Below are 24,703 nucleotides of genomic sequence, written 5' to 3' on the forward strand. Positions count from 1 at the left end.
AAAAACTGACCTCTGGGAATAAGATTCTTATCGGATTATCATCTATTAAAATTCCTGTCATTCATATTGATTTTTATACAATAAATTATCCCTCAGGATGACATTCTATATTATGAGACAACCTCTTCCCTGTAAAGCGCTAAATCAAACTCACATTAGTTGATCAGTACTTTGCCTGCATACTGGTTATTAAGAAGCAAAACGTAAACTCCTGCAGATACCTGCCGTTGTAACTGTACTTCTATATTGCCAGAATTGTTGACCGCAGATTTTGAATAGACGGTGCGTCCGGTTAAATCTATTAATTTCACTTCCACATCCTTCTTTAACAGGTTTGCAGTTGTGGTAACACTAAACCTGCTGTTGGTTACCGGGTTCGGATAAATTACGGTGCTGCTGGCTACATTCGTGCTGAGTTCTTTTTGTGCGGCAATGGCCAACTGGTTATTTGAACCGGCTGGGGCTGTACCATAAATCAACTCTCCCTTGTAGTAAACACACACATGGTTATTTTCAGCAAAATTGCCCGTCTGGTAAGAATAATCGTTCAACTGGTTAAATGATGACCAGTCTGACTTGGCAATCCGGTACTGGATGTTTCCTGTTCCGCTTAAGGGATAAAGCTTACCAGCGCTTGAATCTACTTTCAGTTCGAGGTATGTGCTACCGGTAACACTTAGCGATGGACTGATCGCCACAAACTGTCCCTTTATTTTAGCAGCGCCCAAATTAGCATAGTCTACCCAGAAGTCCAGGCTTGCTGCGCTTTCAGGCGTAAAGAAATACCTGATGGCGATATCTTTGTAATCAATTGAAGTATTGCCTGTATTCTCTACCTTTAAATACGTACTGATTGTGCTGTTTCCAGCGTTTTTGCTTTCCGTAAGTACTTTAACGCTTTTGGTTTCGGCTATAAGTTGAGGCTCAACTCCCCATACCAGAACTCCGTTACGGTATAAAGTAATCTTGCTATTGGCAACGTAAGTAGAACCGGCCTGGTAAGAAAAGTCGTTACTTTCGGTAAAGTTTGCCCAGTTAGTGTTGGCAATGCCCGATTCGATAATGCCCGAACCTGCCCCAGCGGCAAGTGTTCCTGCTGTAGCATCGAAACTGTATTCAACATATCCATATGCGTTTTTTTTTGGCTGGTTCAACTGGATATATTTAGTTTTAACCTTGCTGTTGCCCATCTGGGCATAATCGATCCAGGTATTAATGCCGGCAAAATTTTCAGCCGTAAACCAATACCGGGCTGTAAGTTGACTGTAACTTGTCGAGGTTGTATCCTCGTTTACGATTTTTAGTTTTGGCCTGATCACATTGTTCAATTGCTGTCCGTTATCGCCATCCGCTGATAAAACCTTTAAATTTAAAGGCAGAATAGTGAGGCTTTGAGTTGCATTGGCTGAACTGTACGACCCATTTCCTGGCTGAGTAGCTGTAAATGTGGTCGTTCCGGCTTTTAAGATGTGTACCACGCTATTTATCACCGTTGCTACATTTTCATCTGAGCTGCTAAAGCTTACAGGAATACCCGAAGTAGCTGAAGCCTCAAGGGTAAAATCTGCATCGCCAAGAACTTTTGGCGCAATGGCAGCGAAGTTTATGGTCTGTACATTTTTAACGGTTAATACCTGTGATACCGGGGTTGCAGCCAGGTATTGGGCGTTTCCGGCTTGTGATGCTGTGATTGTTGTGGTACCCGCAGTTAGAATATGCAGCTTTCCATCAACTACTGTTGCAACATTAGGATCTGAACTGTTATAACTTAGGGTTAAACCCGAACTTGCAATAGCGCCTGCATCAAAATCTACATCACCGGTAACTTTGCTGGCCATAGCAGGAAAGCTTATGGTCTGTACATTTTTAACGGTCAAGATCCGGCTTATCGGCTGTGCTGCCGTGTAATCTGTATTTCCGGCCTGTGATGCGGTAATGTTAGAGGTTCCGGCAGCTATAATGTGGATCTTTCCATCCACAATAGTTGCAATTGATGGATCTGAGCTTACATAAGTCACCGGAAGGCCTGATGTTGCAGTAGCAGCAGGGTCAAAATCAGCATCCCCAGTACCTTTTGCAGCCAGGGCATTAAATATTATGTTCTGGCCCAACTTCATATTCTGGGCAATCTCCGCGGCGGTCAAAGCCCTGCTATAGAGTTTGAACTCATCAATTGAACCATTAAACAACGGATCGTTAAACTGCGATCTGCCCAGATAATTCAGCGTTGTACTGCCAATGGCAGAAGGTTTAATGGTAAGGCCCGTATTAGCGGCAACAGCAGTTCCGTTGATATACAGTGTGCAGGTATTGCCTGATTGGGTAATGGCCAAGTGAGTCCAGGTGTTAAGCGGCAAAGTATAATTATAACTGACAACCTGCTCCGCTCCTCCATTTTTAATGGCATAGCGCATTACATTGGCACTTCCTGCCTGAATAGATAAAAACATATATTTACTGGTTCCGGCACCAAAGTCAAATACACGCATCCAGTTTGTTTTGGCATCCATCTTTAACCACGTTGAAATGGTAAAGTCATTTAAGGCACTGACTATGCCTGTTGGAAGCGTGGCATAAGCGTTGGCAGTTCCGTCAAGTTTAAGCGCCTTCCCGTATTTGCCTACATCGCGGCCTGCAGTGGCTGCTAATAATCCATGCCTTGCCCCCCAACTGTCGATACCTCGCATTCCGCTTGTCTCGTCAAATTTCAGGTAAGAAACCTGACCGATATTTGGTGTTGCCACCACCTCTGCGCTTGATGACATTTCTCCGGTGCTATCCACCAGGGCCACTACATAATAATACGAAGTTCCATTGCTCACATTGGTATCGGTAAACGTAGGCGTACCCACACTTGCAATAGTAGTATAAGGTCCGCCCGATGTAGCTGAGCGTTTAACATGATAAGTGAAGTTCTGAATAGCATCCCATTCGACTATATTTTTAGCATCTCCAGCGGCAACCAGAACGCCACTTACCGTAGTGCTTAAAATCTTTAAAGAAAGGGCTGCTGTGTCGGCGCCGGTCTCATTTGAAGCCGTTAACGTAATGGAAAAAAGACCGGATTCGCCTGGCGTTCCGGAGATTACGCCTGTAGCAGTATTTATACTCAATCCGGCAGGAAGACCAGTAGCATTGGTCGGCGATTTGATGGCTGTAATGGTATAAGTAAAATTCTTGCCAATCAGCGCAGTATCGGTTAACGCGCTGGTAATTGTTACCGGAAGGGTTCTATCATCAAGCAACTGTACATCGTTGCCAGATCCTCCTTTATAAGTAATACGAAAGTTATAACTACCTGCCGAAATAAGTGACATTTCAGGAAGATCCTTAAAAATACCATTAATTGAATTAGTTCCTGTATTGTCTAAAATGGTAAAGTTGGTACCCATAGGCAATGAACCTGAAACAAGGCTGTTTAAAAGCAATCGCGACTGGTTTAATGAAGCAGCGCCTACAATTACCTTGTCAGCGGTAGCGGCCGGGCCATTCACATCAACTTTATAGGTTGCATCCGTATTTAGGGTAATAAGTCCTGTTGTGCTTAAAGTACCAATGGTTCCATCAGTGCCTGGCACTAATGTAGCTCCAGCACCCGAGCCGGTACCGATGGTTATTGTACTGGTATTTTTTCCACCTCCACCTAAGGAGCCTTGTTTAGCAACAATGGGGCTGTTATATGTACCTGCAGAACCATTGTTCAATAAAAATGTTCCGTTTAAAACAGTTGTTGATCCTCCAAACGTACTGTTTCCTGAAAAAGTGAGGATTCCTGTTCCAACTTTTTCTACTGATAGCGTGCCTGCTGCATTGGCCATTGTTCCACCAAAATTGGTGTTGGTATTCAGCGCTCCGATTCTGATCACAGGCGTTCCGGCAACATTGGAACGGATACCGCCTCTTCCTGAAAGTGAACCAAACTCAAGCACTCCTGAGGCAAACATAATCCGGTGGCAATCAATACCCTGAGCGTCCAGGAGCCAGGCCGCGTTCGCACTGCCCGATTGTGGCGTAGCAAAAGCCAGGCGGTGGCTTCCGCTGCGCAGTTTGGTAATGAAAGTGCCTGTAAAGCCGCTATTGTCGCCATAAAGGCTAATAGTAGCATAATTATCCGATCCATCATTATATAGCCCCCCGCTCCCTGAGATTTTTCCATATAAATTTAAATGTCCCATGCGCTCATAAAAGAAACCACTCTGACCTGCAGGAACTTCAATATCATTGTACAAAGTGGCCGTTTCAGTAGTTAATCCGGTATACAAAGCACCACCTTCCATGATGATTTTTCCGGTACCCAAAGGGCCGCTGGTTGGAGCACCTGATGTGCCTGTACCTATACCCAGAACCTGGATACCATCAGTTGAACCCCAGGCATAACCTCTTGTACCCCTAATAATTGTGTTACCGGAATAAGTGTTCGCGCCAGATAGCACAAGCGCCGAGTTTCCTGTTTTAAGTAAACTTCCGGTTCCGCTTACCATGCCATTTAACTCAATGCTGTTTGTTTTTGCAGCCACATTTAATTGTCCGCCCAAAATGATAGGCATGGTTAATTTTTCAGGATTTGAGGAGTTGTTAACCAGGTCATTCTTTAATGTTAAAGCGTTACCTGAAATCGTATAAGTATTCGCTTCGGCTCCAAATTGAATTCTCGATGCTATGATACCGTTTATATCGTTGGTCAGTAGCGAATCGGTAGTGGCATTGAATGTTAATATAGCCGGGTTTACCGGAAGCGTATTTCCGATCCAGTTGCTGGCCAGGTTTAATGAATCTGTAAGTGGTGTTGAGCTCCATACCGAGGAGCTTGCACCCGGAACACCAAAAGTTTCAATCGAATTGGCACTTTCCTTTGTCGTTCCTACCGAAGAAATTACATAGTAATATGGACTGCCACTGGCAACAGCAGTATCTTCATAGGCAGTAGTGCTAACTGTTGCAATGGTGGTATATGGACCACCACTTACCGTACCGCGTTTTACCTTATACGAAACAGCGCCCGAAGCGGCATCCCATGTGAGATTAATCCGGTCGCTTTGGTTAACCACTATAGGCTGGCTGGGAATTGCCGGAGGCACAGATGCGAAAACTTCGTTGGAATTAACACTTTCTTTATCTCCGGTAAGCGCGGTGACAACATAATAGTTATTCACTTCCGATGCAGGAGCAAGGTCTGTAAAACTGGTGCCTGTAATACCCGACTGAATAGTTGTATAGGTTCCTCCTGGTGTTAGTGAACGTTTCACCGAATAAGTAGTCGCATTGGCAGAAGCTGCCCAGCTCAGTTTGATTTGTGTTGAATTAACTACCGATGCAACCATCGAAGCAGGCGCTGCTGGTGCCTGGGCAGCAATTACATTCAGTATTAGGGTTGCCGTACCACTGCCCATGTTATTGGTAGAGGCCAGGGTAACTTCACTCTTTCCCAACTCGGTAGGTGTACCGGAAATAATACCGGTTGCTGCATCCAAGGTAAGGCCTGCGGGCAAGCCACTGGCGCTATAGGAAACTGGATTGCCACTGGCATTAATGCTGTAACTGAAAGGTGCACCCACAGTAGCTGCGGCCGTTGTGGCACTACTGATCTCTGGTGAGCCTGTTGGTGCAGACTGGCTATAACCCACGTTACTGAATGTAGCTGTATTTTGCGCAGATACATTATTAGAAACAGTATAAAACCCTGCATACAAATTAGCTGGAAACCCTGTAGCTGAATACCAGCAAACAAGATTGGTCCAGTTAACACCGTCCTGCGAATGATAAGCAAATATTCGGGTACCTACACGTTCAATTTTTAACCACCAGGGTGCTTTGGGCTGGCCATGCCTGCCTACGCCACCGTTTGCTCCGAGAAAAATGTCCCAAAAAGCAGAACCGGGCGCTAACGATTCGCGTAACATCACACCGCAGCCTCCGGTAGTCAGCGACATATTATCAACTTTTACAACCAGGCCAGCATTGCCACTAACTTTTTTAAAGTTAAAGCTGAAGGCATTGCTGGTTGAAGTTCCGGCCGCCTTTAATGTCCAGATACCGTTATTGAATGCAGCACTGCCTGTCAGTCCAGGGTTACCAATATCAGTATTGGTGAGGTTACTTACAGGCTGCACATGGTCAGCAGGATAAAACACCGGAGGCAAAGTAATCGCTGTAGAAGTGTCAGACGATTTCAGATACAAAAAATCGCCCCCGGCACCGCCCAAAGCAGCCCGCATCCTGTCGGTATGAGGGGTAGGTATTCCTTTACGAATCTTGTAAGCATTATAAATAAGATTAGTCATATCGCCAACCCTCGCTCCCGGATTGATGCCCCAGTTGGTCCAATAACTGGCATAACCACCAAAGGGAATATAGGTCATGGTAGCCCCGTCAAAAGCATATTGATGATATAACTCACCAATAGCCAATACCCGGTTATCAAGTTCGGCAAACATATCTATCTTCTGCTTGTAGGCAACTTCAGCACCCCATGCCAGGGCTGCTGCCTGCACACGCCAGTGGTCGTCGCGGCCGGTATCTCCTACTTCGCCATTGGGCAGCGAGTTACGCATGCCCCCGCCGGCATCCATCCTATACACTTCTATCGACTGGTTAAACCTGGTTACATCATTACAAAAAACCGATGCTGCGAGGGCAATTTTTAATTGGATAGCCCCCTTGTTCTGATCCCGCAACGGAAATGGAACAAATGAGGTTGGAAATAAAACTTCAGAAAAATATTTTTCTACATGCTGTGTATTGGCTGCAGTCCAGCCAGGAAAGGTATAGCGCAGGATTTCTGCCCCTACGCCCCAATACTGGGCATAATCGCCGATATCCAGCATAGATTCGCCGCCTCCCCAGGTGGTATTGGTAACCGCCCAGGCATCCAGTATATTGGTCGCTTTACGGGCATAAGTCGAATCGCCGGTAAACCACCACATAAATGCCAGGTTATGGACAGCCACCATATCATTTCTCCATTGACTATTGTTTAAATCGGGGGCACGGGTAACAGTGGCAAATGGCCCTGCCATTACATAGGTAAGTTTAGACCGTGCATCGTTCTTAAATGAATTATAAGCCGAAAGCCAGGGCTCCCGGGTAATGTTGGCTTTCAACTGATTCAGGTCTGCCTGGTTTAAGGCAATACCCGGATGAATTAATGTTTGTGCCTGTGCCGTTGATTGAGCGCCCAAAAAAGTCAGAACAGCAAAAAAGAAAAAAATACGGTTCTTTTTTGCCATCAGTTTTAACTGATAAAGTAAAAATTTTCTCATAAGGATGTAATTAGTTGGTTATAAATCAGATTTTTGAGAGCCGATTTCCATAAAGACGCATGATATCACCCTTTGATACTCATATAAAAAAAATAAGCATACATTGGTCACTAATCCATAAAAAAAACGTGTCTTAAATCGAGGCCTTTTCATTGTCTATAAAAGCAAGCCGGACTGAATAACCTCATGTGCATTTTAAATAACAGGCTTTTCCTTATTGGCCCCAATAATCTCAGCTACTTTCCGGTCCTGCGAAAAATCACACCGTCAACATGATCGCCGACAAACATGCCGGCCATATCGGAAGTCTTGAACCAGGCAGGCTTGCCAGGCATATCATCAGAAAACAATACCCCGTTTAACCTCAGGTCCTCAAATACAATGTTCTTAACCTTTCTCTGGTCGTCATAACCTAATATGATCGAAGGTTTTGCATTTTTACCATGGTAGCTTACGTTTTTAAATAAAACATTTTCAATACCACGGCCAGGAGAAGTACAATATTTGGGATTGAAAAACACCCGGAGATTAACCAACTGGCCTTCCCTGAAGTCTTCAACCCTGATATCCTCGAACCGGACATTGCGGATCAGATTACTGTCGCCGGCATTGATGCTCATACAGCCCTGATAATCGACCTGTGGCTCTTTATGGTCCAAAATATCGATATTGATATAGCTCAGGTTTTCCAGCACTTCGGGCCGGGGCGTATTCCTATGGGTCCCAATGAGAATAGGGTGGGCAACATCAGCCCAAAGGGTAGAATTGCGCATGGTCACATTTTTACAGCCTCCGGTAAATCCCAGCCGGGTACCATAAACGGTAGTACAGTCGTCGGAATTACGGTTAAAAACGCCATCAATGAGTACGTTATTACTTGAAATAACATTCATGCCGTCGCCCCATTTATAGTAGCTCATGCATTTAAAGTTGCGTATGGTTACGTTGTCTGATCCTCCTGTAAAACACTGGGTACCGAAGAGCCCGTCTATTTCGATATTTTTGGAATTCGCAATCTTGATGGCGCCTTTAATGGAGTGGTCGATCATTCCCCTTCCGAGAACCTTAACATTTTCAACCTTGTCGATCAGGATCTGCCCCTTAAGAACAGCGCCGCCAGCAACATATACGGTTTTTCCGGATAAAACCTTTAATTTCCCTTTGGGAATTTCATGTAAACCGGGTCCAAAAAAAACAACATTTTTATCTGTACTATCAGGAATGAACGTTTCTACGGGATTTGCAAAGAGGTGAAGGTTGTGAAAAAGATCACCGTTTACCTCAACAGAAAGATTTGCGGGTTTCTCCAGTTTAAAGGTAATTGTCCTGCCCGATACTTTATTCGGAATATGATAGGAAAGCGGACGTATCCGCGAGGTACTGATAGCACCTTTATTAAATTGTACGGAAATCTCTACTGCCCCTGAAAAATCAAAATAGGCCATTGAGGCTTTTTCTACTGAATGGTCCAATCCCTTGACCCGGTCAACCATTACGGCATATTCAGGGAGATCCTGCCAGGGTTGTCCAGGCATCCGAACTTTAACAGTAAAATCGGTATTCTGCGGAACGGATGCTGGTGCAGGATATGCTTTTAATATCGGCTTGGTTTGTGCAGTTAAAGACGGTGCGCCCAATAGGATTAAACCTATGGCAACAAAACATCTTGTGATGTTGAATAAATGCTTCATAAAATGGCTGTATGATAAAATCAGGCCGGATAATACCTGGCCTTGATGATGGCAAAACACATGTTTCCGGCCTTGATGGCCCAAACCGTAAAATTCTGCCCTGTTTCCATCATAAGACACTCCACCCTGCCTTCTATACTCATTCTTTATCAAATGATTTTAATCGTTTTTTATAACGGTCTGGTGGTTGAATCCCTGATAATGAAATGGGCCGGAACAGTTACTTTTTGGACAGCCCGCTCTTCTAAAGGTTTGTTGAGTAAACTGAGCAGTACCCTGATCGATTGCCGCGCAAGTTCAGATATAGGCTGGGCGACTGCAGTTATGGTCGGTTCGTAAAAATCGAAGACCTGGTGATCATCAAATGCAACAATGCCCATGTTGCCCGGTATGTTATAACCAAGCTGATTGATCGCCTTTATGCCACTAAAAGTAAGGTAATTTGTAGCGAAATAAACAGCGTCGACCCTTTTGTTCTGTCTGAGGAACCTCACAAGCTGCTTAACCGTTTGAGCCGGATCATTTCCATAAGGCACTTTTTCTACAATAACCTCCAGCCCATGTTCGGCCATTGCCTTTATATAGCCCAGTTTCCGATCTTCCATCTGGCTCTGGCTGCTATCCAGCGTAATAAATGCAATATGAGCAAAAGCATGCTCTGCCAGGTATTTCGAAGCATTATAGCTGGCTTTAAAATTATCAAGGATTACATAACTTGATTCAATATCCTGATAATACCTATCGAACAGTACAACCGGAGATCCTTCATCAATAAGCGACTGTATTTCTTTTTCCATCCCGGGCGGAGGAGTTATAATATAACCATCTACATTGCGGTCTCTGAAAAGCTGGATGAGCTCCCTGGTTTTATCCGGATCGTTATCGGTACTACAATAGAAAATCTTATATCCGTTCTGATAGGCAATTTCCTCGATATGATAAGCCATCTGGGCAAAAAAATAATCGGAGATCTTTTCCACCATCAAGCCAATAATCATAGTCTTACCGGTGCTCAGGCTCTGGGCCAGGCGACTTGGTTTATAGCCGTTCTCATCAATGTACTGCAGTACTTTTTCGGTCAAAGCCAAACTGATACGTTTCTCTTTGGCCTTACCATTGATAATGAAGGAAATTGTAGACTTTGAAATATTCAGGGCAGTTGCTATATCGCCTATGGAGATCTTTTTTGCCATTACCGGAAATTAGATTGAAGTGACAGATCAGTTGATTATCGAAAATGTCCTTTGTATCGGAACAGCCGATTGGACCTGTCGCGCGGGCGTATTAGCTCCATATTGCCACGCTACCAGCGTAACTTTTAAAGGCAACTTGCTTCTGGGCGGGATGGCTGTAAAATAAAGGATACCGTCTACGATTTCTACTGGCCCTTCCTTTACGAAATACTGTAATGGCAGTCCGGCATCAGAGCGGCCAACTAGTTTCATGGATTTTACAGACTTTTTCTGGTCTGCGATTTCCGGAAAAGTAATTTTCTGTGGTATCCCTTTCAGATTGGAAAGAGGTATCTTCATATTTGCCTGTTGCACGGATGAGCGGTATTTTGCATCTCCCTTCTGACTGGCCATTAGCCAGATATCATTGCTCCGCTTGGTGTTATTGAAGCCCATTCGGTAAAAAGCTACCTGAAATGTAGTGTCATTGATTTTCCTGACCGGACCACAGATCCGGGAGATCACGATTTTCTCTTCGGGACGGTAAAGTACATTAATGGCATGGGTTGCGGTATCAGTATTTATTGCCGAAACATGAAAGGTAATCCCATCCGCAAGGGGATCGAAAAGAGGTCTGAAACCAGCAAAGCCTGCAGGAGGTAAGAGTTTACCATTTTGCATGAATCCGATTGACCGCTTTATTTTAGCCCGCGCGACTTTATACAGATCCTCGGTTACCTTTGCCATTTGCCCGTCAAATACCCATCCGGCCTCGGCTTTGTTTCCTTTATAATCATGGTAGGGCGCCGAAACAGCATTTGGCAATTCGTCTTTTCTCCATCTATCAACCAGCCATCCTTTCTGGGGCTGAATAGCAGAAAGAATCGGAAAAGTATTTAAAGGTATTTTTTTGGGAAGCCGGGTTTTTACTGCTTTAGAGATAAACAAGTTAAGGTAGTCTATCAACTCATCTGAATAATCAAAGTGGCCATGTCCAGCATCACAGAACAGTGCAATGGGCGAATCGGGGTTATCTTTTCTGTATTTCATTGCCGGGCTAATCCGGCCCTCCAACCATTCATCTTCGCCCATCACAAAAAGTCCGGGGATGCCGTTTAGGTTCCTTCCCCCCCAGTCTGGATTGGGCTTACCGCTACCAGTCATATTGGTTAATGGTGCATCTCCATGTATGGATAACACGGCGATTGTCCGATCAGGATTATAAGCTGCAAAATTCCAGGGATAGCTTGCTGCAGCAGAGTGTCCTATAGGTATAACAGGGGCAAATGCCAGTTCACTGTAACCCGATATTTCTGCCAGGTTTTTCATTGTTGCGAAAAAAACCGCCGAGGAGCTAAAATTAAAGACCATATCCACTGAAGGCGTAATCCAGATTTCAGCAAGGCCGAGGGCAGAAAGGTTTTTTCTAAAAGCACTGTGTTCCAATATCCCTTCTTCGAGCATATTGTGCTGCCCTATAACTACCCCCCTTACCTGTTTACAATCAGGCGGGATCCATAAAAATGCTGTTGGCAGTTCTCCTGTCTCGGAAGAAATGCTGCTCTTTACCGGAACAGACCATTGCCATTCTGCAGCAAAAATGTTTTGGCACAGCAATAAAAAAGCAAAGCAGATAAAAATTATTCTGGTCATAGAAATTAGTTTAGCGCATTATCGGTCAGTCTATTTTAAATTATATGGCTATCCGGATTATTGTGGATGCGGCAGGGAAAAGAAAAGCGTTCCAAAACCTGCATTGTCTGCATTGAATCCTGCCCCTTCAGGTCTAAGTTCATCTGCTGCTTGTTTAGTGTAGCGGTACTCGTCTGCCGGTATACCTTTTATCCGAAAAGCATAATGGTTATATACCTGTTCAAAGATCGAACGTAGGTTGCCTCTTCCACTGGTGGATATCTTATCGGCAGGAAACCTGCCGCTGATGTCGGTATAAGGCTGAAAGGACACATCTTCCCCGAGATTATAACGGGCTGTATACTCAAAGCCTTTGAGCAACCTGTTTTGCGCAAAACTGTACATATCCATCCCCTGGTTCCATCCAATCTCGCACATTTCTGCCAGATGGCCGATCCCAAGCATACTGTGCGGTTGGTCACGTCCACTCTCCTGCCCCTGGCCATCTTCATTTACAATATAATGCAGCAGGCTACCATTTCCAGGGCCCTTATAATAAAAATCAACTGCGCGATCGAACATTTCATGATCATCATTAAAAACGGCAATAGCCATCATACCCTTCATGCAGGCAAGATCCCAGTTACCGTGGGCCCAAAGCGCAAAATATTGAATCGGGGGATAAAACACATCCCTGAACATCACTTTGCATTTTTCGATGTCCTCCTGTTTCCATTTTGGATAAGTAGCGCGCATAATCTCTGCGGCACTGGCCATCTTAAAAACATTTAGTCCAGCTCCTAACTCCACATCTGTTCCATCAAAAACCTTAAAGGTTTCAGACCAGGCATTTATAATTTTTATCGCCGTTTTGGCATGGGCTTCATCGCCCGTAATAGTCCACATCACTGCATTTTGATAAGCGGCGCAAACATCTTTCTCCAGGTTTCCGATATTTTTGCCGGCACCAATCAGTAAGCTACGCTCTACATGCTGGACGGCATGAGGTTCCCAGGAAGCGCTCGACCATGGATGCAACCTGAATTTCTCAAATGCACTCTTCCATGGTTCCCTGCCCATGGCGACCATATCTTTCATCCGCTGGAGATCACTGCCTGAATGCAACAGGCCGGGATGGGTAAAAGGCTTGGGATGGTAGGCCATCGGTTTTTCCAATTTTAGCACCTGCCCATAAGTGTTTGCCATATAGGAAAAGAAGATGATAAAGGTTAACATCCATTTACCATTACGGATTACCCTGTGATATACATTTAAACTATGCATGCTCAATATTTTAAAATAATTTTATTCTTTGCTTAAGGCTATGCCCGGGATAAAAAGGCCCTGGAAACCTTGCTGAAGCCCCGCCCACCGTATTCAGGAAATCCCTGTCAATCGTTATCTTTTTTCCATCAGGATATTCTATATACTGCTTGCTCAACGCAAAAAAGCCTAAAAAATCAGCTGTTAATGCCGGGATTTTTATTGGCTTTAGTGCTTCTTTTTTCCAAAATAATGCTACCCCTTTCTGGTTGTGTTCCAGGCGAAAGGAAAAACTATTTTTGGTTTTTGAGCTGTTCAGATCTGCCCAGCTTAGCGGAAGGGCTCCATCTGCATAAAGATTAAAATCTGCTTCACCTCCTGCTGGCTTTGCTATGCCTGCCCCTTTACCGATAAAAAGATTTCCATACCATCGGTGGTCGATATCAAGAGCAGGAATCGTCTGTTTGATCACCAGGCTATGCGGTAAAAAATTGGAGGTTGATACTGATTTCCCGGGTTGCCGGCCATTGTAGAAACTACAGTTATAGAACAGGTTTTGAACAAAAACATTTGCTTCTGATGCCTCCATCTTTACTCCCGCCATATCTTTATCTGCAGTATCGGCCATTGCAAGTATATTGTTGTCAAATAAAACGGGCCCATGGTTTTTAAACAGGTAAAACAACCCGGCATCACTGTCTGAAATAATATTCCTGGATAGACGGGCGCCCTGAAAAATTGGCCCTAAAAATACACCATAACCGTTTTTTCCATAAACCCTGCGGATCAGGTTATGTGTAATGGTGGCATCAACCGCCATGGCCAGCCGGATACCTGCAGATTCATTACCTGTATAACTGCCATCCTGGTTGATGTTCTCTATCAGATTATCCTGGATAGTGCTTGAAGTACCACCAATTAATCCAAAAATACCGGCCTGACCACAATTGAAAATATGGTTTCCTTTGATCTGATGATGTCCAACCGAAGCCAGATCTGTATAATCGTTAAACTCCGGTCGTCCTGGATTAGCATCGGCATAAACATGCCCCGTTACGCCTATAGAAATACCTACAGCGTGGCATTCACTGATGGAACAGTCTATTATGTTCCAATACTTTCCATTTTTAGTATCTATTGCACCGGGCTGTTCGGCATAAATAGAGGCATAATCATTAAAAATCTGACTGATAGCAATCCCCTCAATGGTAAGATAATCTACACTAGGCAGGGCACTGATGCCGACACTTCTGATTGATAGTTCCGTTAGTCCGACATTAGGGTCCAATGCACCGAAATTCGCCCAGATTACCGTTTTTCCATGCTCCAGGGTTTTAGTCCATCGCAGCGCATTGCTGCACTCCTGAAGGGTAGGTACATTGACCAGTTTTTGACCATTAATGAAGAGCATCATCCCGGTTTGAGCAGCATCCAGCGTACACTGCCAGAGTTTGTTTTTACCCTTTATCCAGCCTGTCTTCCGGTCAGAACCTTTGATCATGACTTTTGCCGGGTTTAAAGCTTGCAGCGTAATCCTTTTGTCCTCAGAACTTCCACCACGTGCAAATACCACCGATTCACGGTAAACTCCTGACGAGACGAGTATCTTATCTCCAGGCATTGCCTTTAAAACAGCATAACTGATCGTTCTTAAAGGTTTAGCTACCGAGCCGTCTGCCTTATCGCTCCCAGATATGGAAACATAAATACTTTTTGGGGGAACTGGAGCCGGGACATGTTCGAAAGCCTTGTCCGCAAATTGCATCAGTAAGGGAAAAATCAGAAATATGATAATTTTATTCATCAATGGTTATAGGGTTTCTTTTGTTAATGAAAGATCCGACAGGATAAAATATTTTCGGATTCCATGAAATAATGACACCAGGTTGCCGCTGGGATACTCTAAATATCCAAAAATTGTTTGCCAGAGAATATCCTGGTGATGTGGTATTTACTTATATCTGGCTACTCAAACTTAATTAAACAAAACCGGTTTAGCAAAATGAGCGTATTTTTCAGAGGTCAGTTTTTTAGCAAAAAACAAAGGAGTTGGGTGACCGGTAAGATAAATCGTCATCCCGACCGCAGTGGAGAGATCTTTTAAACATAGTCCAAAGATCTCTCCACTCCGCGTTGCTCCGGTCGAGAGGACGACCTTTCTACTGACGACCGCCGCGCTTAACTTAATGATTATGACTGCCCTGGGCAGTCGAAAAAAGGAATCAGATAAAAGACGATTGGTAGCGAAGCTTATTTGCTGCCAAGGTAAAGTAAGCCACCAAAGCCTGGTTGGTCACGATCATAGCCTTCTGCTCCCATTTTTGCTATTACCTGCTGGGTAAAGGGCATCGAAAGTCCCTTTCTGCGTACATAATGGTTATAAACCATTTGGTAGATGGGTATAAATCTGCCCCTTCCCTGAACGGATATCTGTTCCCATTCACTATATTTCCCGGTAATATCCTTCCATTTTTTAAACGGGACCTGGTTGCCAAGGTTATAGCTGGCGGTATATTCAAATCCTTTTAACAGCCGGTTATTAAGCGCACCATAAAGGTCATCACCCTGTTTCCATGCAATCTCACAAACAGTGGCCATTGCCCCGATACCTAACTGAGAATGGCCCTGATCTCTGCCACTTTCCTGTATCTGTCCGGTTTTCCCATCTATATAATTGGCTATGGTGCCGTTATCGTTAGCATGAAGATAAAAATGTACCGCTTTATCATACATTTTCTGATCATCAAGATAGATTGCAGCTGAGAGGTAGAATTTTGTTACTATTGGACCCCAATTGCCATTTGTGTAGGGAGGACTTGCATAAAACTGCTCACAAACTGGTAGAAAAATCCCGGTTACCATGCGGGTTATCCGTTCAAGCTTTTTGGGATCAGCACCTTTAAAATCGTGTCTCAGGATTTCCAGCACATTGATAATCTTGGTCCCTTCTAAACCGACCAATAATGGTGCGTCGTTGGTAGCCGGAATGCGCTGCAGGGAATCTGCATAGCCCAGCAATATCGAAATGGCCTTTTCGGCATGTTTTTGATCGTGTGTAGCTATCCACATAAGGCTGTTAAGATAAGCCGCGCTGAAGTCTGCTTCCATGAGGCTCTTGGTATTCCCAAATTCCCCATCCCTTGATATTACCCTGAACGGCCCTTTCATTACATAAGTTGAGCTGGCCAGTGGATTATCCCTTAGCAGTTGAAACGATGCGTATCCGGCCGAGTTTTTATCCTGAGCGGTGTGATATATTCTTTGCAGATCTGCGCTGGAAAAAAGGATACCGGGATGTATAAATTTCTTCTGTGCTGATGAAACAGAACTTAAAAAAAACAGAAAATAGACAATCAAATAAAGACGCTGTATTTTTTTCATTGTTTTGCGGTTAAATGGAGATTTTGAAATATACATTATACGACACGAAAAATAGAAGACCATACTCACCTTGTAACACCTCGGATATAAACATATTTTTCAGAGTATCCCACGCTTTTCCTTTTGTCAATATTCACCAATCTGACCTCCGGCCAATCCCCGATTGTAGCAGAATATGATCAAAAAACAAAAATCGTAACCCTATTCAAATTAAACATTCATGAAAAAAGAGAAAATTTTCACATTGCTGATCGCCTTAGGCTTCGGGATTTCCCCCTCATTTGCACAGGTTCAGCAGATCATTTCGATTCAGTCTCCTGAAAAGGGAACAAAAGTGGATATCGGCTTATTTTCAAAAAAGGAGATCAGGTACCGCATGAGCAAAAATGGAAAAGAAATACTGGGCTGGTCTGCTCTGGGCCTGCAAATTGATTCGAAGGAAGCGGCTTCAGAGGTGAGCATTACAGGCACATCCGGAAGTTCGCACCGGGAAGATATCATCAACCTGCTTGGAGAGAACAGGATCATTAGTAATAACTATAATGAACGCAGGATTAACTTAAAATCACAAGGTTATTCTTCTTCAATACTTTTCCGTGTGTTTGATGGCAGTTTGGCCATCAGATATATTATACCCCGGCAAAAGAAAAAAAAGGAAATAACCATTTTACGGGAAAACACGGGTTTCCATCTCAATAACCAATACCTGATTTACCAGTACCACCAGGAATCTGTATTCAAACCGCTACCTGTTGATTCACTAAAGGGAAGTTCTGACCTTCCTTCCACTTTGGCAGCAAAGGACTCCTACTTAAGTATTGGAGAGGCAGAAAACACCGGATATACCAAAGCAGAACTTACCCACGGTATAGCTCCGGGATCGCTCCAGGTTTCATTTGAAAAAGATAGCCAGGTAAGAGCAGCACTGCCTTTTCAGAGTCCCTGGAGAACTATAAGTGTTTCAGAAAATGCGATTGGTCTTCATCACTTTAGCGAACTGCCTTTCAAGCTTTCTGGTGCCCCTTCATCTCATCGCCCAGACAAGCCAATTGCTGGAAAACTAATGCGTGCCCAGCTCAATACGCAGTCCGCCCTTGATTGTATAGACCTGGCAGAAAAAATGGACTTCAGGTATATCATGTTCGATGCGGGTTGGTATGGGCCGGAAAGAAGTAAATCCTCTGATCCAAGAATTCCGATTGCAGACATCGACATGGAAAAAGTAATCAATTATGGTAGGCAACATCAGGTTGGACTGATCCTCTATGTAAATTATATCGGACTACAAGCACATCTTGACGAGATCCTTCCCTTGTATAAAAAGTGGGGCGTTAAGGGCATCAAATTTGGGTTTATCGATGGCCTGAGTCAAAAAGGACTGCAGTGGCTTTCCTCTGCAATAAAGAAGGTTAATGATAAGGGGTTAGTGCTGAATATCCATGACAATTATAAACCTACGGGCCTGAGCAGAACCTATCCGTTTCTATTAACCCAGGAAGGAATCCGTGGTGATGAAAATTGCCCTGATGCATTCCATACCACTGTACTTCCCTTCACACGTTTTTTGGCAGGGGCGGCTGATTTTACTTTTTGTTTCCCCAATCCAAAAGATCAATTCCATAAAAACCTTAAAGTAAGCAAGGCACAGCAGCTTGCACTTACCGTAATTAATTTTAGCCCGCTACAGTCTATTTTCTGGTACGGCCGGCCAAAAGATTATACCAATTGGGATGAGATAGAATTTTTCCGCAAGGTACCTACGGTTTGGGACCGCACGATATACCTTCAGGGGGAGATAGGAAAAAGTATCAGTGTTGCAAGAAAAAGCGGAAACAGCTGGTTTATAGGTTCGGCAGCTGGAGAAAATGACTGGAAAGATACAATGGTTATGGACTTTCTTGATGCCAATAAGGCATATACCGCAACAATCTGGGAGGATGCTGGTGATCAAAAACTTTCAAAAAAAACGATCATAGTAAAAAGAGGCTATCAAATGCCTTTTATGATCAGGGCTGCAGGCGGTATAGCGATCGAGATCACACTAAATTAGTCTTTACCGAAATCAGCATAAAAAGAGGTTGTATCATAAATATAGATTTGTCATCCTGAGGGTTAATTTATTGGATAAAATTAATATAAATGACATGGAAGTTTAAGGAGATAGCTCCCTCAAGCTATCGTCATTTCGAGCGGAGTGCAACGCAGTCGAGAAATCTGCCTAGATAGATCTCTCCGTTTCGCTGCGCTTCAGTCGAGATGACGACGCTTTTTATTGAAGTCTGTCAATGGTAGGGCTATTTATCTAATTATTTTATGATCGCTGTTTCTCCTGTTTTCACATTGATGCGCCATGGTTTAGGTCCAGGAAGCCTGAGTTTACCATCACCGATCTCCAGGGGCATCCAAAGGTACCGCGAATCCCATTGGGTACGGGGTTTCCATTTGTCGGCCACAAAGATGACAGCAGTTGATTTTGTACCCACAACCTTAAGCATAAAGGTCGACTGTGATCCGTAGGTATTGGTTGCAGGTGGCGCAATATCTTCGAACTCAGACCATGGTCCTTCCAGGGATTTAGCCGTTGCGTACTTATTGGGGTTTGGGTTCCAACTGGTCAGTGCCGAACCAATTGCATAATAAAGTCCATTATATTTGACCACGGCTCCGCCTTCCAGGGGTGCCTTAATGATACAGATATCTTTTTCAACATCCAGGTAATCTTCAGAAAGTTTCGCAATGTGAAAACCTTTAACCGGCCTGTCTTCAAAAATAAGATATGCAGATCCATCATCATCTATAAACTGGCCTATATCACGGCTTTCCTTACCTAAGGGGCGGAAAGCACGAATAAACCTGTAAGGTCCTGTAGGAGAATCGCCAATAGCCACACCTACCCGCGCATAGCTATAATTACCTTTCTGACCCTTTACCTGCCCATCGATATGCATATACATGATGTATTTTCCGGTCTTGATGTTATGGTAAACCTTTGGGCGTTCTAATACCCATTTTTTGCCAAGGCTGTCGGGATCGGTCATTTTAAATACATCTCCCCTGAATTTCCAGTTCATCAGATCTTTTGAGGAATAGCAGCTCACATACCTGTAATTAGAATCCAATCCCTGGCGGCGCTCTTCTCCATACCAGTAATAAGTATTCTTCACCTTAGTAATCCCTCCGCCGTGTGCCTGGATATGGTTTCCCTTATCGTCTGGCCAAAGTTCGCCGGGAAGGATTGATTTTCGCTGCTGTGCCATACCTGTTGCAGTGTATAATAACGCAAACAGGGCAAAGGCAAATCTGAACAGACATTTGCCTGCATGGTTCATTTTCATTTTATGTGGTTTCTTTTTTACTAAGCTGCGTAAACGGATGAAAGGTCTGAGACCTGTCGAAGGGTTTGTACCGCACGGTAAACGTGGTTTATCACAGACTGATAACGTATCTTGAGGATTTCGGCAATCTGTGGATAGCTGAGCTCATCATAAAAACGCATGGTGAGTATTTCCCGCTGTTTGGCTGGAAGCGAATTGAGTGCCGTTACCATTTGCTGCTTCATCAGGGAGTCAGATTCATTAGATACCATGATATCCTCTGCTGAAAAGACTAAACCTGGAACAGGCATTAAAGTCAGTTTAGATTCACGGTGTTTGGTTAAACGGATATGGTTAAGTACGATCGACCTGGCAGACCTGTAAAAGTAAGCTTCCACATTTCTGATCGTCCCGATTTTTTCCCTGTTTTCCCAGAATTTAATAAAAAGATCCTGTAAAAGATCGTTTACCAGATCATCATCATCTAACATTCTGGAGGTAAAAACGAAAAGCTTTGGATAAAGTTTTGCATGCAGTTGTGCATAATCATGTTCATTTCCCGCTAGTGTACCTTCCCATAATGCAATTAATTTCTCAGTCATCATAACGTATCAATATTTGGTTGATACGAAGATGGTACGCGCTAAAAAAAATGATGGGTATAAATTCGTAAAATAGGAGTGTATTTTCGCCTAACCGCTTTAGCAAGGCCAAAAAAGCCTTTTTTACCCTACTAAAATCAGCGGTTGATTAAATAATCTATTTCATTTTATACCTTTTATTGAAAGTCTTCCTGTGTTTTCGGATAAATTCTGAAGGGGTGTTCCCAAAAAGTTTTGAGAACTGTTTGCCGAAATATTTGGCATCATTGAATCCCGAACGGAAAGCCACCTCGGTTACATTATGGTCAGAGTTGATCATCAGCTCTGCAGCCTTCCTCAAACGGATAAAGCGGATGAAGGAATTCACCGATTGCCCTGAAATGCTTTTTACACGTTTATATAAATTGGAATGGCTCATGCCTATCTCGTCGGCAAGCGCTTTGATGCCAAAGTCAGAATCTGTAAGGTGATTTTCAACAACTAAGATACAGGTATCCAAAAATTTCTTATACTCTTCAGATACCACCACAGCATTACTCTGGAGCGTGATTTCGTTATAAAAGTAATTTTGGAGATTATTCCTGTTGCGCAGCAGATTGGCTACCCTTGCAATCAGGTATTCGCGTTCAAAGGGTTTGTTAATGTAATCATCGGCACCACCGTGAACACTTTTCAGCTTTACTTCCTGAGATGAACTTGCCGTTAATAGAATGACAGGGATATAAGAAAGCGTAGGATTGGATTTGATCAACTGACAGAATTCTATCCCATCTATCCCTTGCATCTTGAAATCTGTAATGATCAGGTCCGGAAGTTTTTCCGCAGCGAGCTGAAGTCCTTGTTCGCCATCTTCTGCCTGATAGACTGTGTAGAGGTCGGAGAAAAGATTGGAAATGTATTGCCTGATATCCCTTTCATCATCGACAACCAGAATAGATTGCCGGTCGCTAACCAGGTTTACATCCAGACTGATGTTATTTTGCGCTGCAGATTCAGTATGCTCGATGGTATACATCTCATTAAAAAGCGCTTCTGCCCCCTCCTGTTCTTCTTCTATGATCTGGCCAGCAAGATGCGCTTTTCCCTTTAAGAGACAGATATTAAATATACTTCCGCCTTCGGCCCTGTTTGCATAAGAAATATGGCCAGCATGCGCTTCCATAAACTGTTTAGCCAGGTAGAGGCCGATCCCAAATCCGGATTTATGATTTCCGTCCGTCCGCTCCGCCTGATAAAAACGATCAAAAATCTTTTCTCCGGCCGTAAGGGGAACCCCTGGCCCGGAATCCTGTACACTAATCAAAAGAGTTTGATCCTCTTCGGTTAAGCTTACCACTATTTCTCCGCCTTTGGGGGTATATTTGAGTGCATTAGAAATCAGGTTAAACAACACGATTTCGATCTTTATCCTATCGGCATAAACTTCGCTATCAACGGCAGCATTTTCAAACCGGTAATCGATCCCTTTGGCTGAGGCCTGTTGAACAAAACAATAAAAAACCTCTCTGGATAGTTTTTCAAGATCGAGTTTGACAGCTGTAATGTGCTCAAAACCTTCTTCTGCTTTTCTGAAGAGCAGCAGCTGATCTACCAGTGACAGCATTCTTTTGGCATTGCGCTGGATCATACTGAGTGCTGCATTTCCGTTACCTTCTACGCTTCCGCTTTTGATCAGGTCATTAATTGGATTAATGATCAGGGAAAGCGGAGAACGGAATTCATGCGAAATATTGGTAAAGAATGACATACGTTTCTCGGCAAGTGCCTTTTCCTGCTCATTGATCAGTCTTTCTTTATCATGCGCCAAACGTTCCATATTATGCCTGGCTACCTGGGTATCATATTCAGCTTTCTTCCGCTGGGATTCAAGACCCACAATCTGAACTTCATATTTTAGACGGGTCTGTGCAGACCTGTATCTAAGATATACATAGATAACTGATGAGATAATGGCCAGATACCCCAGGTAGGCCCACCACGTTCTGTACCATGGCGGAAGCACCTTGATCTTCAGGATAATTTCATTGCGCCCCCATACTCCTTCCGCATTGGTGCTTTTAACCTTAAAGATATAACTGCCTTCTGAAATATGGGTATAAGTCGCTTTTCTGTCTTTCCCCGAATTTGTCCAGCCCCTGTCCCAGCCATCCATAAAATATTGATAGGAAATCTTCTCCGGGGATGAAAATTCGAGTGCCGTAAAAGAAAAGGTAAATACTGCCTGATCATAAGGCACCTCTATTTCCCTGATGGCAATATTGTCTTCATCCACAATCAGTTTCAGATTGTCTTCCAGTGGCGTATTGTTAATGGTTATTCCGGTAAGAAACAGGCTTGGCATCTGGCTGTGTGGAATGATTTCCCTGGGATCGAAAAGACTAAACCCTTTTATACCCCCGAAAACGATTTCCCCCGTACCAAGTTTGATTCCCGCGTTGATCTGGAACTGGTTGCTCTGCAAACCGTCACTCTGATAAAAACTTCTGAAAGTACCTTTATCAGGGTTATAACACGAAACGCCGAAATAGGTACTCATCCAGAGATTCCCCTGGTTGTCAGGGATCAGGCTCAGTACTGAATTATTACAAAGGCCGTTTGCAGTAGTTAACCTGGAGACTATCTTTCTTTTAAAAGGATCAAAAATGATGAGCCCACCACCTTCGGTCCCTATCCAGAGCAATCCTTTTTTATCTTCAAATATCACTCTAACGGTATAACCAAGATCATAAAATCGGTGTTTCTTTCCTTTGTTATCCACCTCAATCAGCTGGTCAAGATTGCCCGCCCAGATGTGTCCGTCCCTGGCCTGCATCATGGTAAACAGATCACCCAGCTTCTGGTCGAAAAGTTCAAATTTATCCAAACTAGCGTTAAAGCGATAAAGCCCTCCAAGAAGGCTTCCACGCCTGAGGGTTCCCGCCCAGATGTCATGGTCTCTATCTTTAAATACCGTAAAAGCGACCTTGCTTTCTACTCCGGTCTGTGGATCAATAATCTTATACCTGGTAAATTTCCCTGTATTTGGATCAAGGCGGTTAGTGCCTTCTGTAAAAGTCCCGATCCAGATGTTGCCATGTCTGTCAGAGACCATAGATGAAATAAAATTACTGGAGATCGTTGTAGGATCTGAACTGTGCTTATAATTGGTAAATTGGCTTAATTTCCTATCCCAGATACTAAGTCCGGTACCATCAGTGCCGATATAAAGTTTTCCATCTTTTGGGGCTAAAAATGATGAAATGGAGTTTCCGGGGATAGAATTGCCCTGCGGATCATGTGCCCATGTATGGAATATTTTTTTTACTGGGTCAAGAATGGTTACTCCCCCTGAATAAGTCCCGATCCATTTTCTATCGTTTTTATCGATAAATATGGAGTAGATCTGTTCACCACTCAGGCCGTTATTAACTTCATTGTCCAACACCTGCACCCTCCCATTTGCCGGATCATAACGGAATACTCCATCTCCATTTGTTCCCAGATAAATCATATGATGACTATCGGGTGAAATGGTTGAAATTGCTTTGCCCGCGAGTCCAATTCCATCGCCTGGAACGGCCGTATTTTTCTTTTTGACCGGATCATAGCGGTATAAACCGTTGTTGGTACCAATATACACCTGTCCGCCACTTACCCCCAAAGAAAGCGCAAGAACAATATCAGCGTTACCCAGTACCAGTGCATGGGCTTTAGGATCAAAATAATAAAGTCCGAGATTTTGTACAAACACCCACTCCCTTCCCTTATCATCCAGCCTGACAGATTGCACACCATAAGAAAAAGTGCGCCTGCCATTTACGAGAAGGGGAATTTGCTCACCTACGGTTGTCCCTTTCCTGAACCTCAGAAGTCCAAGCCCTTCGGTAGCAACAAGCATAGTGTGATTTGTACCGGGAATAAGGTCTCTGATTACCTTTGTAATCGGCAAATCTGTCCCTTTTACAGGATCATGCCATGAACCTTCTGTAAAGATGCCTTTTTTATCATTATAAATACTTAGTCCCTTCCTGGTGCCTATCCATATGTTATTGTCAGTATCACTGTTAATTGCATGGATGATATTGTGAATAAGCGAAGTTTTATTGCCAATCTCATTTCTGAACACCTTGAAACCATACCCATCGTAACGGTTAAGGCCATCCCTGCTCCCAAACCAAAAAAATCCTTTTCTGTCCTGATAAACACAGCGAACATAATTATTGGATAGCCCATTTTCTATTTCAAGATGGCGTACACTGAGCGAGTCTCGCTGTGAGGCGACACTTAGACCGGCATATAGGAAAAGAAAGGTCAGCAGCAGTATTCTTCGCACAGTTCTGGGATTGTTGGTTACTAAAATAACGAAACATTATTATAATAGGGACATATTTAAGCTTAAATCATACGCTG

At 43.6% G+C, this 24,703-nt stretch carries 12 protein-coding genes; 1 reads left to right on the plus strand and 11 read right to left on the minus strand.

Annotated elements, in window-relative coordinates; translation table 11 throughout:
• Positions 1-155 precede the first annotated feature (155 nt).
• The 8 genes from QF042_RS22630 to QF042_RS22665 form a co-directional block, all read right to left on the minus strand.
• Positions 156-7,259 carry a cellulose binding domain-containing protein gene (locus QF042_RS22630; protein ID WP_307532432.1) on the minus strand — a complete coding sequence of 2,368 codons (7,104 nt, stop codon included), beginning with the start codon at positions 7,257-7,259 and terminating at the stop codon, positions 156-158.
• Between the two features lie 236 nt (positions 7,260-7,495).
• Positions 7,496-8,950 carry a glycosyl hydrolase family 28 protein gene (locus QF042_RS22635; RefSeq protein ID WP_307532433.1) on the minus strand — a complete coding sequence of 485 codons (1,455 nt, stop codon included), beginning with the start codon at positions 8,948-8,950 and terminating at the stop codon, positions 7,496-7,498.
• Positions 8,951-8,970: 20 nt separating this feature from the next.
• Positions 8,971-9,093 (minus strand): hypothetical protein, encoded by a 123-nt coding sequence (locus tag QF042_RS22640; protein WP_307532434.1) that lies wholly within the window; start codon positions 9,091-9,093, stop codon positions 8,971-8,973.
• A 27-nt stretch (positions 9,094-9,120) separates the two neighbouring features.
• Positions 9,121-10,143, minus strand: a complete 1,023-nt coding sequence (locus QF042_RS22645) for a LacI family DNA-binding transcriptional regulator (protein WP_307532435.1) — start codon at positions 10,141-10,143, stop codon at positions 9,121-9,123.
• A 27-nt stretch (positions 10,144-10,170) separates the two neighbouring features.
• A complete protein-coding gene (locus QF042_RS22650; RefSeq protein WP_307532436.1) occupies positions 10,171-11,775 on the minus strand; it encodes a hypothetical protein in 1,605 nt (534 codons plus the stop codon).
• 57 nt (positions 11,776-11,832) lie between these two features.
• Complete coding sequence (locus QF042_RS22655) at positions 11,833-13,038, minus strand: alginate lyase family protein (protein WP_307532437.1); 1,206 nt, start codon at positions 13,036-13,038, stop codon at positions 11,833-11,835.
• 10 nt (positions 13,039-13,048) lie between these two features.
• On the minus strand, positions 13,049-14,821 hold the full coding sequence (locus QF042_RS22660) for a right-handed parallel beta-helix repeat-containing protein (RefSeq protein ID WP_307532438.1): 1,773 nt from the start codon (positions 14,819-14,821) through the stop codon (positions 13,049-13,051).
• Positions 14,822-15,267: 446 nt separating this feature from the next.
• Entirely contained in the window at positions 15,268-16,398 is a 1,131-nt protein-coding gene (locus QF042_RS22665; protein ID WP_307532439.1) for an alginate lyase family protein, read from the minus strand.
• Positions 16,399-16,618: 220 nt separating this feature from the next.
• Here QF042_RS22665 and QF042_RS22670 point away from each other — a divergent pair, with 220 nt between their 5' ends.
• Complete coding sequence (locus tag QF042_RS22670) at positions 16,619-18,448, plus strand: glycoside hydrolase family 97 protein (RefSeq protein WP_307532440.1); 1,830 nt, start codon at positions 16,619-16,621, stop codon at positions 18,446-18,448.
• A gap of 256 nt (positions 18,449-18,704) precedes the next feature.
• On the opposite strand, the gene QF042_RS22675 is transcribed toward QF042_RS22670, so the two are convergent.
• The 3 genes from QF042_RS22675 to QF042_RS22685 form a co-directional block, all read right to left on the minus strand.
• Positions 18,705-19,733 (minus strand): family 43 glycosylhydrolase, encoded by a 1,029-nt coding sequence (locus QF042_RS22675; protein ID WP_307532441.1) that lies wholly within the window; start codon positions 19,731-19,733, stop codon positions 18,705-18,707.
• Between the two features lie 20 nt (positions 19,734-19,753).
• On the minus strand, positions 19,754-20,317 hold the full coding sequence (locus QF042_RS22680; protein WP_307532442.1) for an RNA polymerase sigma factor: 564 nt from the start codon (positions 20,315-20,317) through the stop codon (positions 19,754-19,756).
• Positions 20,318-20,471: 154 nt separating this feature from the next.
• Entirely contained in the window at positions 20,472-24,626 is a 4,155-nt protein-coding gene (locus QF042_RS22685) for a hybrid sensor histidine kinase/response regulator transcription factor (protein WP_307532443.1), read from the minus strand.
• Positions 24,627-24,703 lie beyond the last annotated feature (77 nt).

It is taken from the genome of Pedobacter sp. W3I1 (assembly GCF_030816015.1).
GTDB lineage: Bacteria > Bacteroidota > Bacteroidia > Sphingobacteriales > Sphingobacteriaceae > Pedobacter.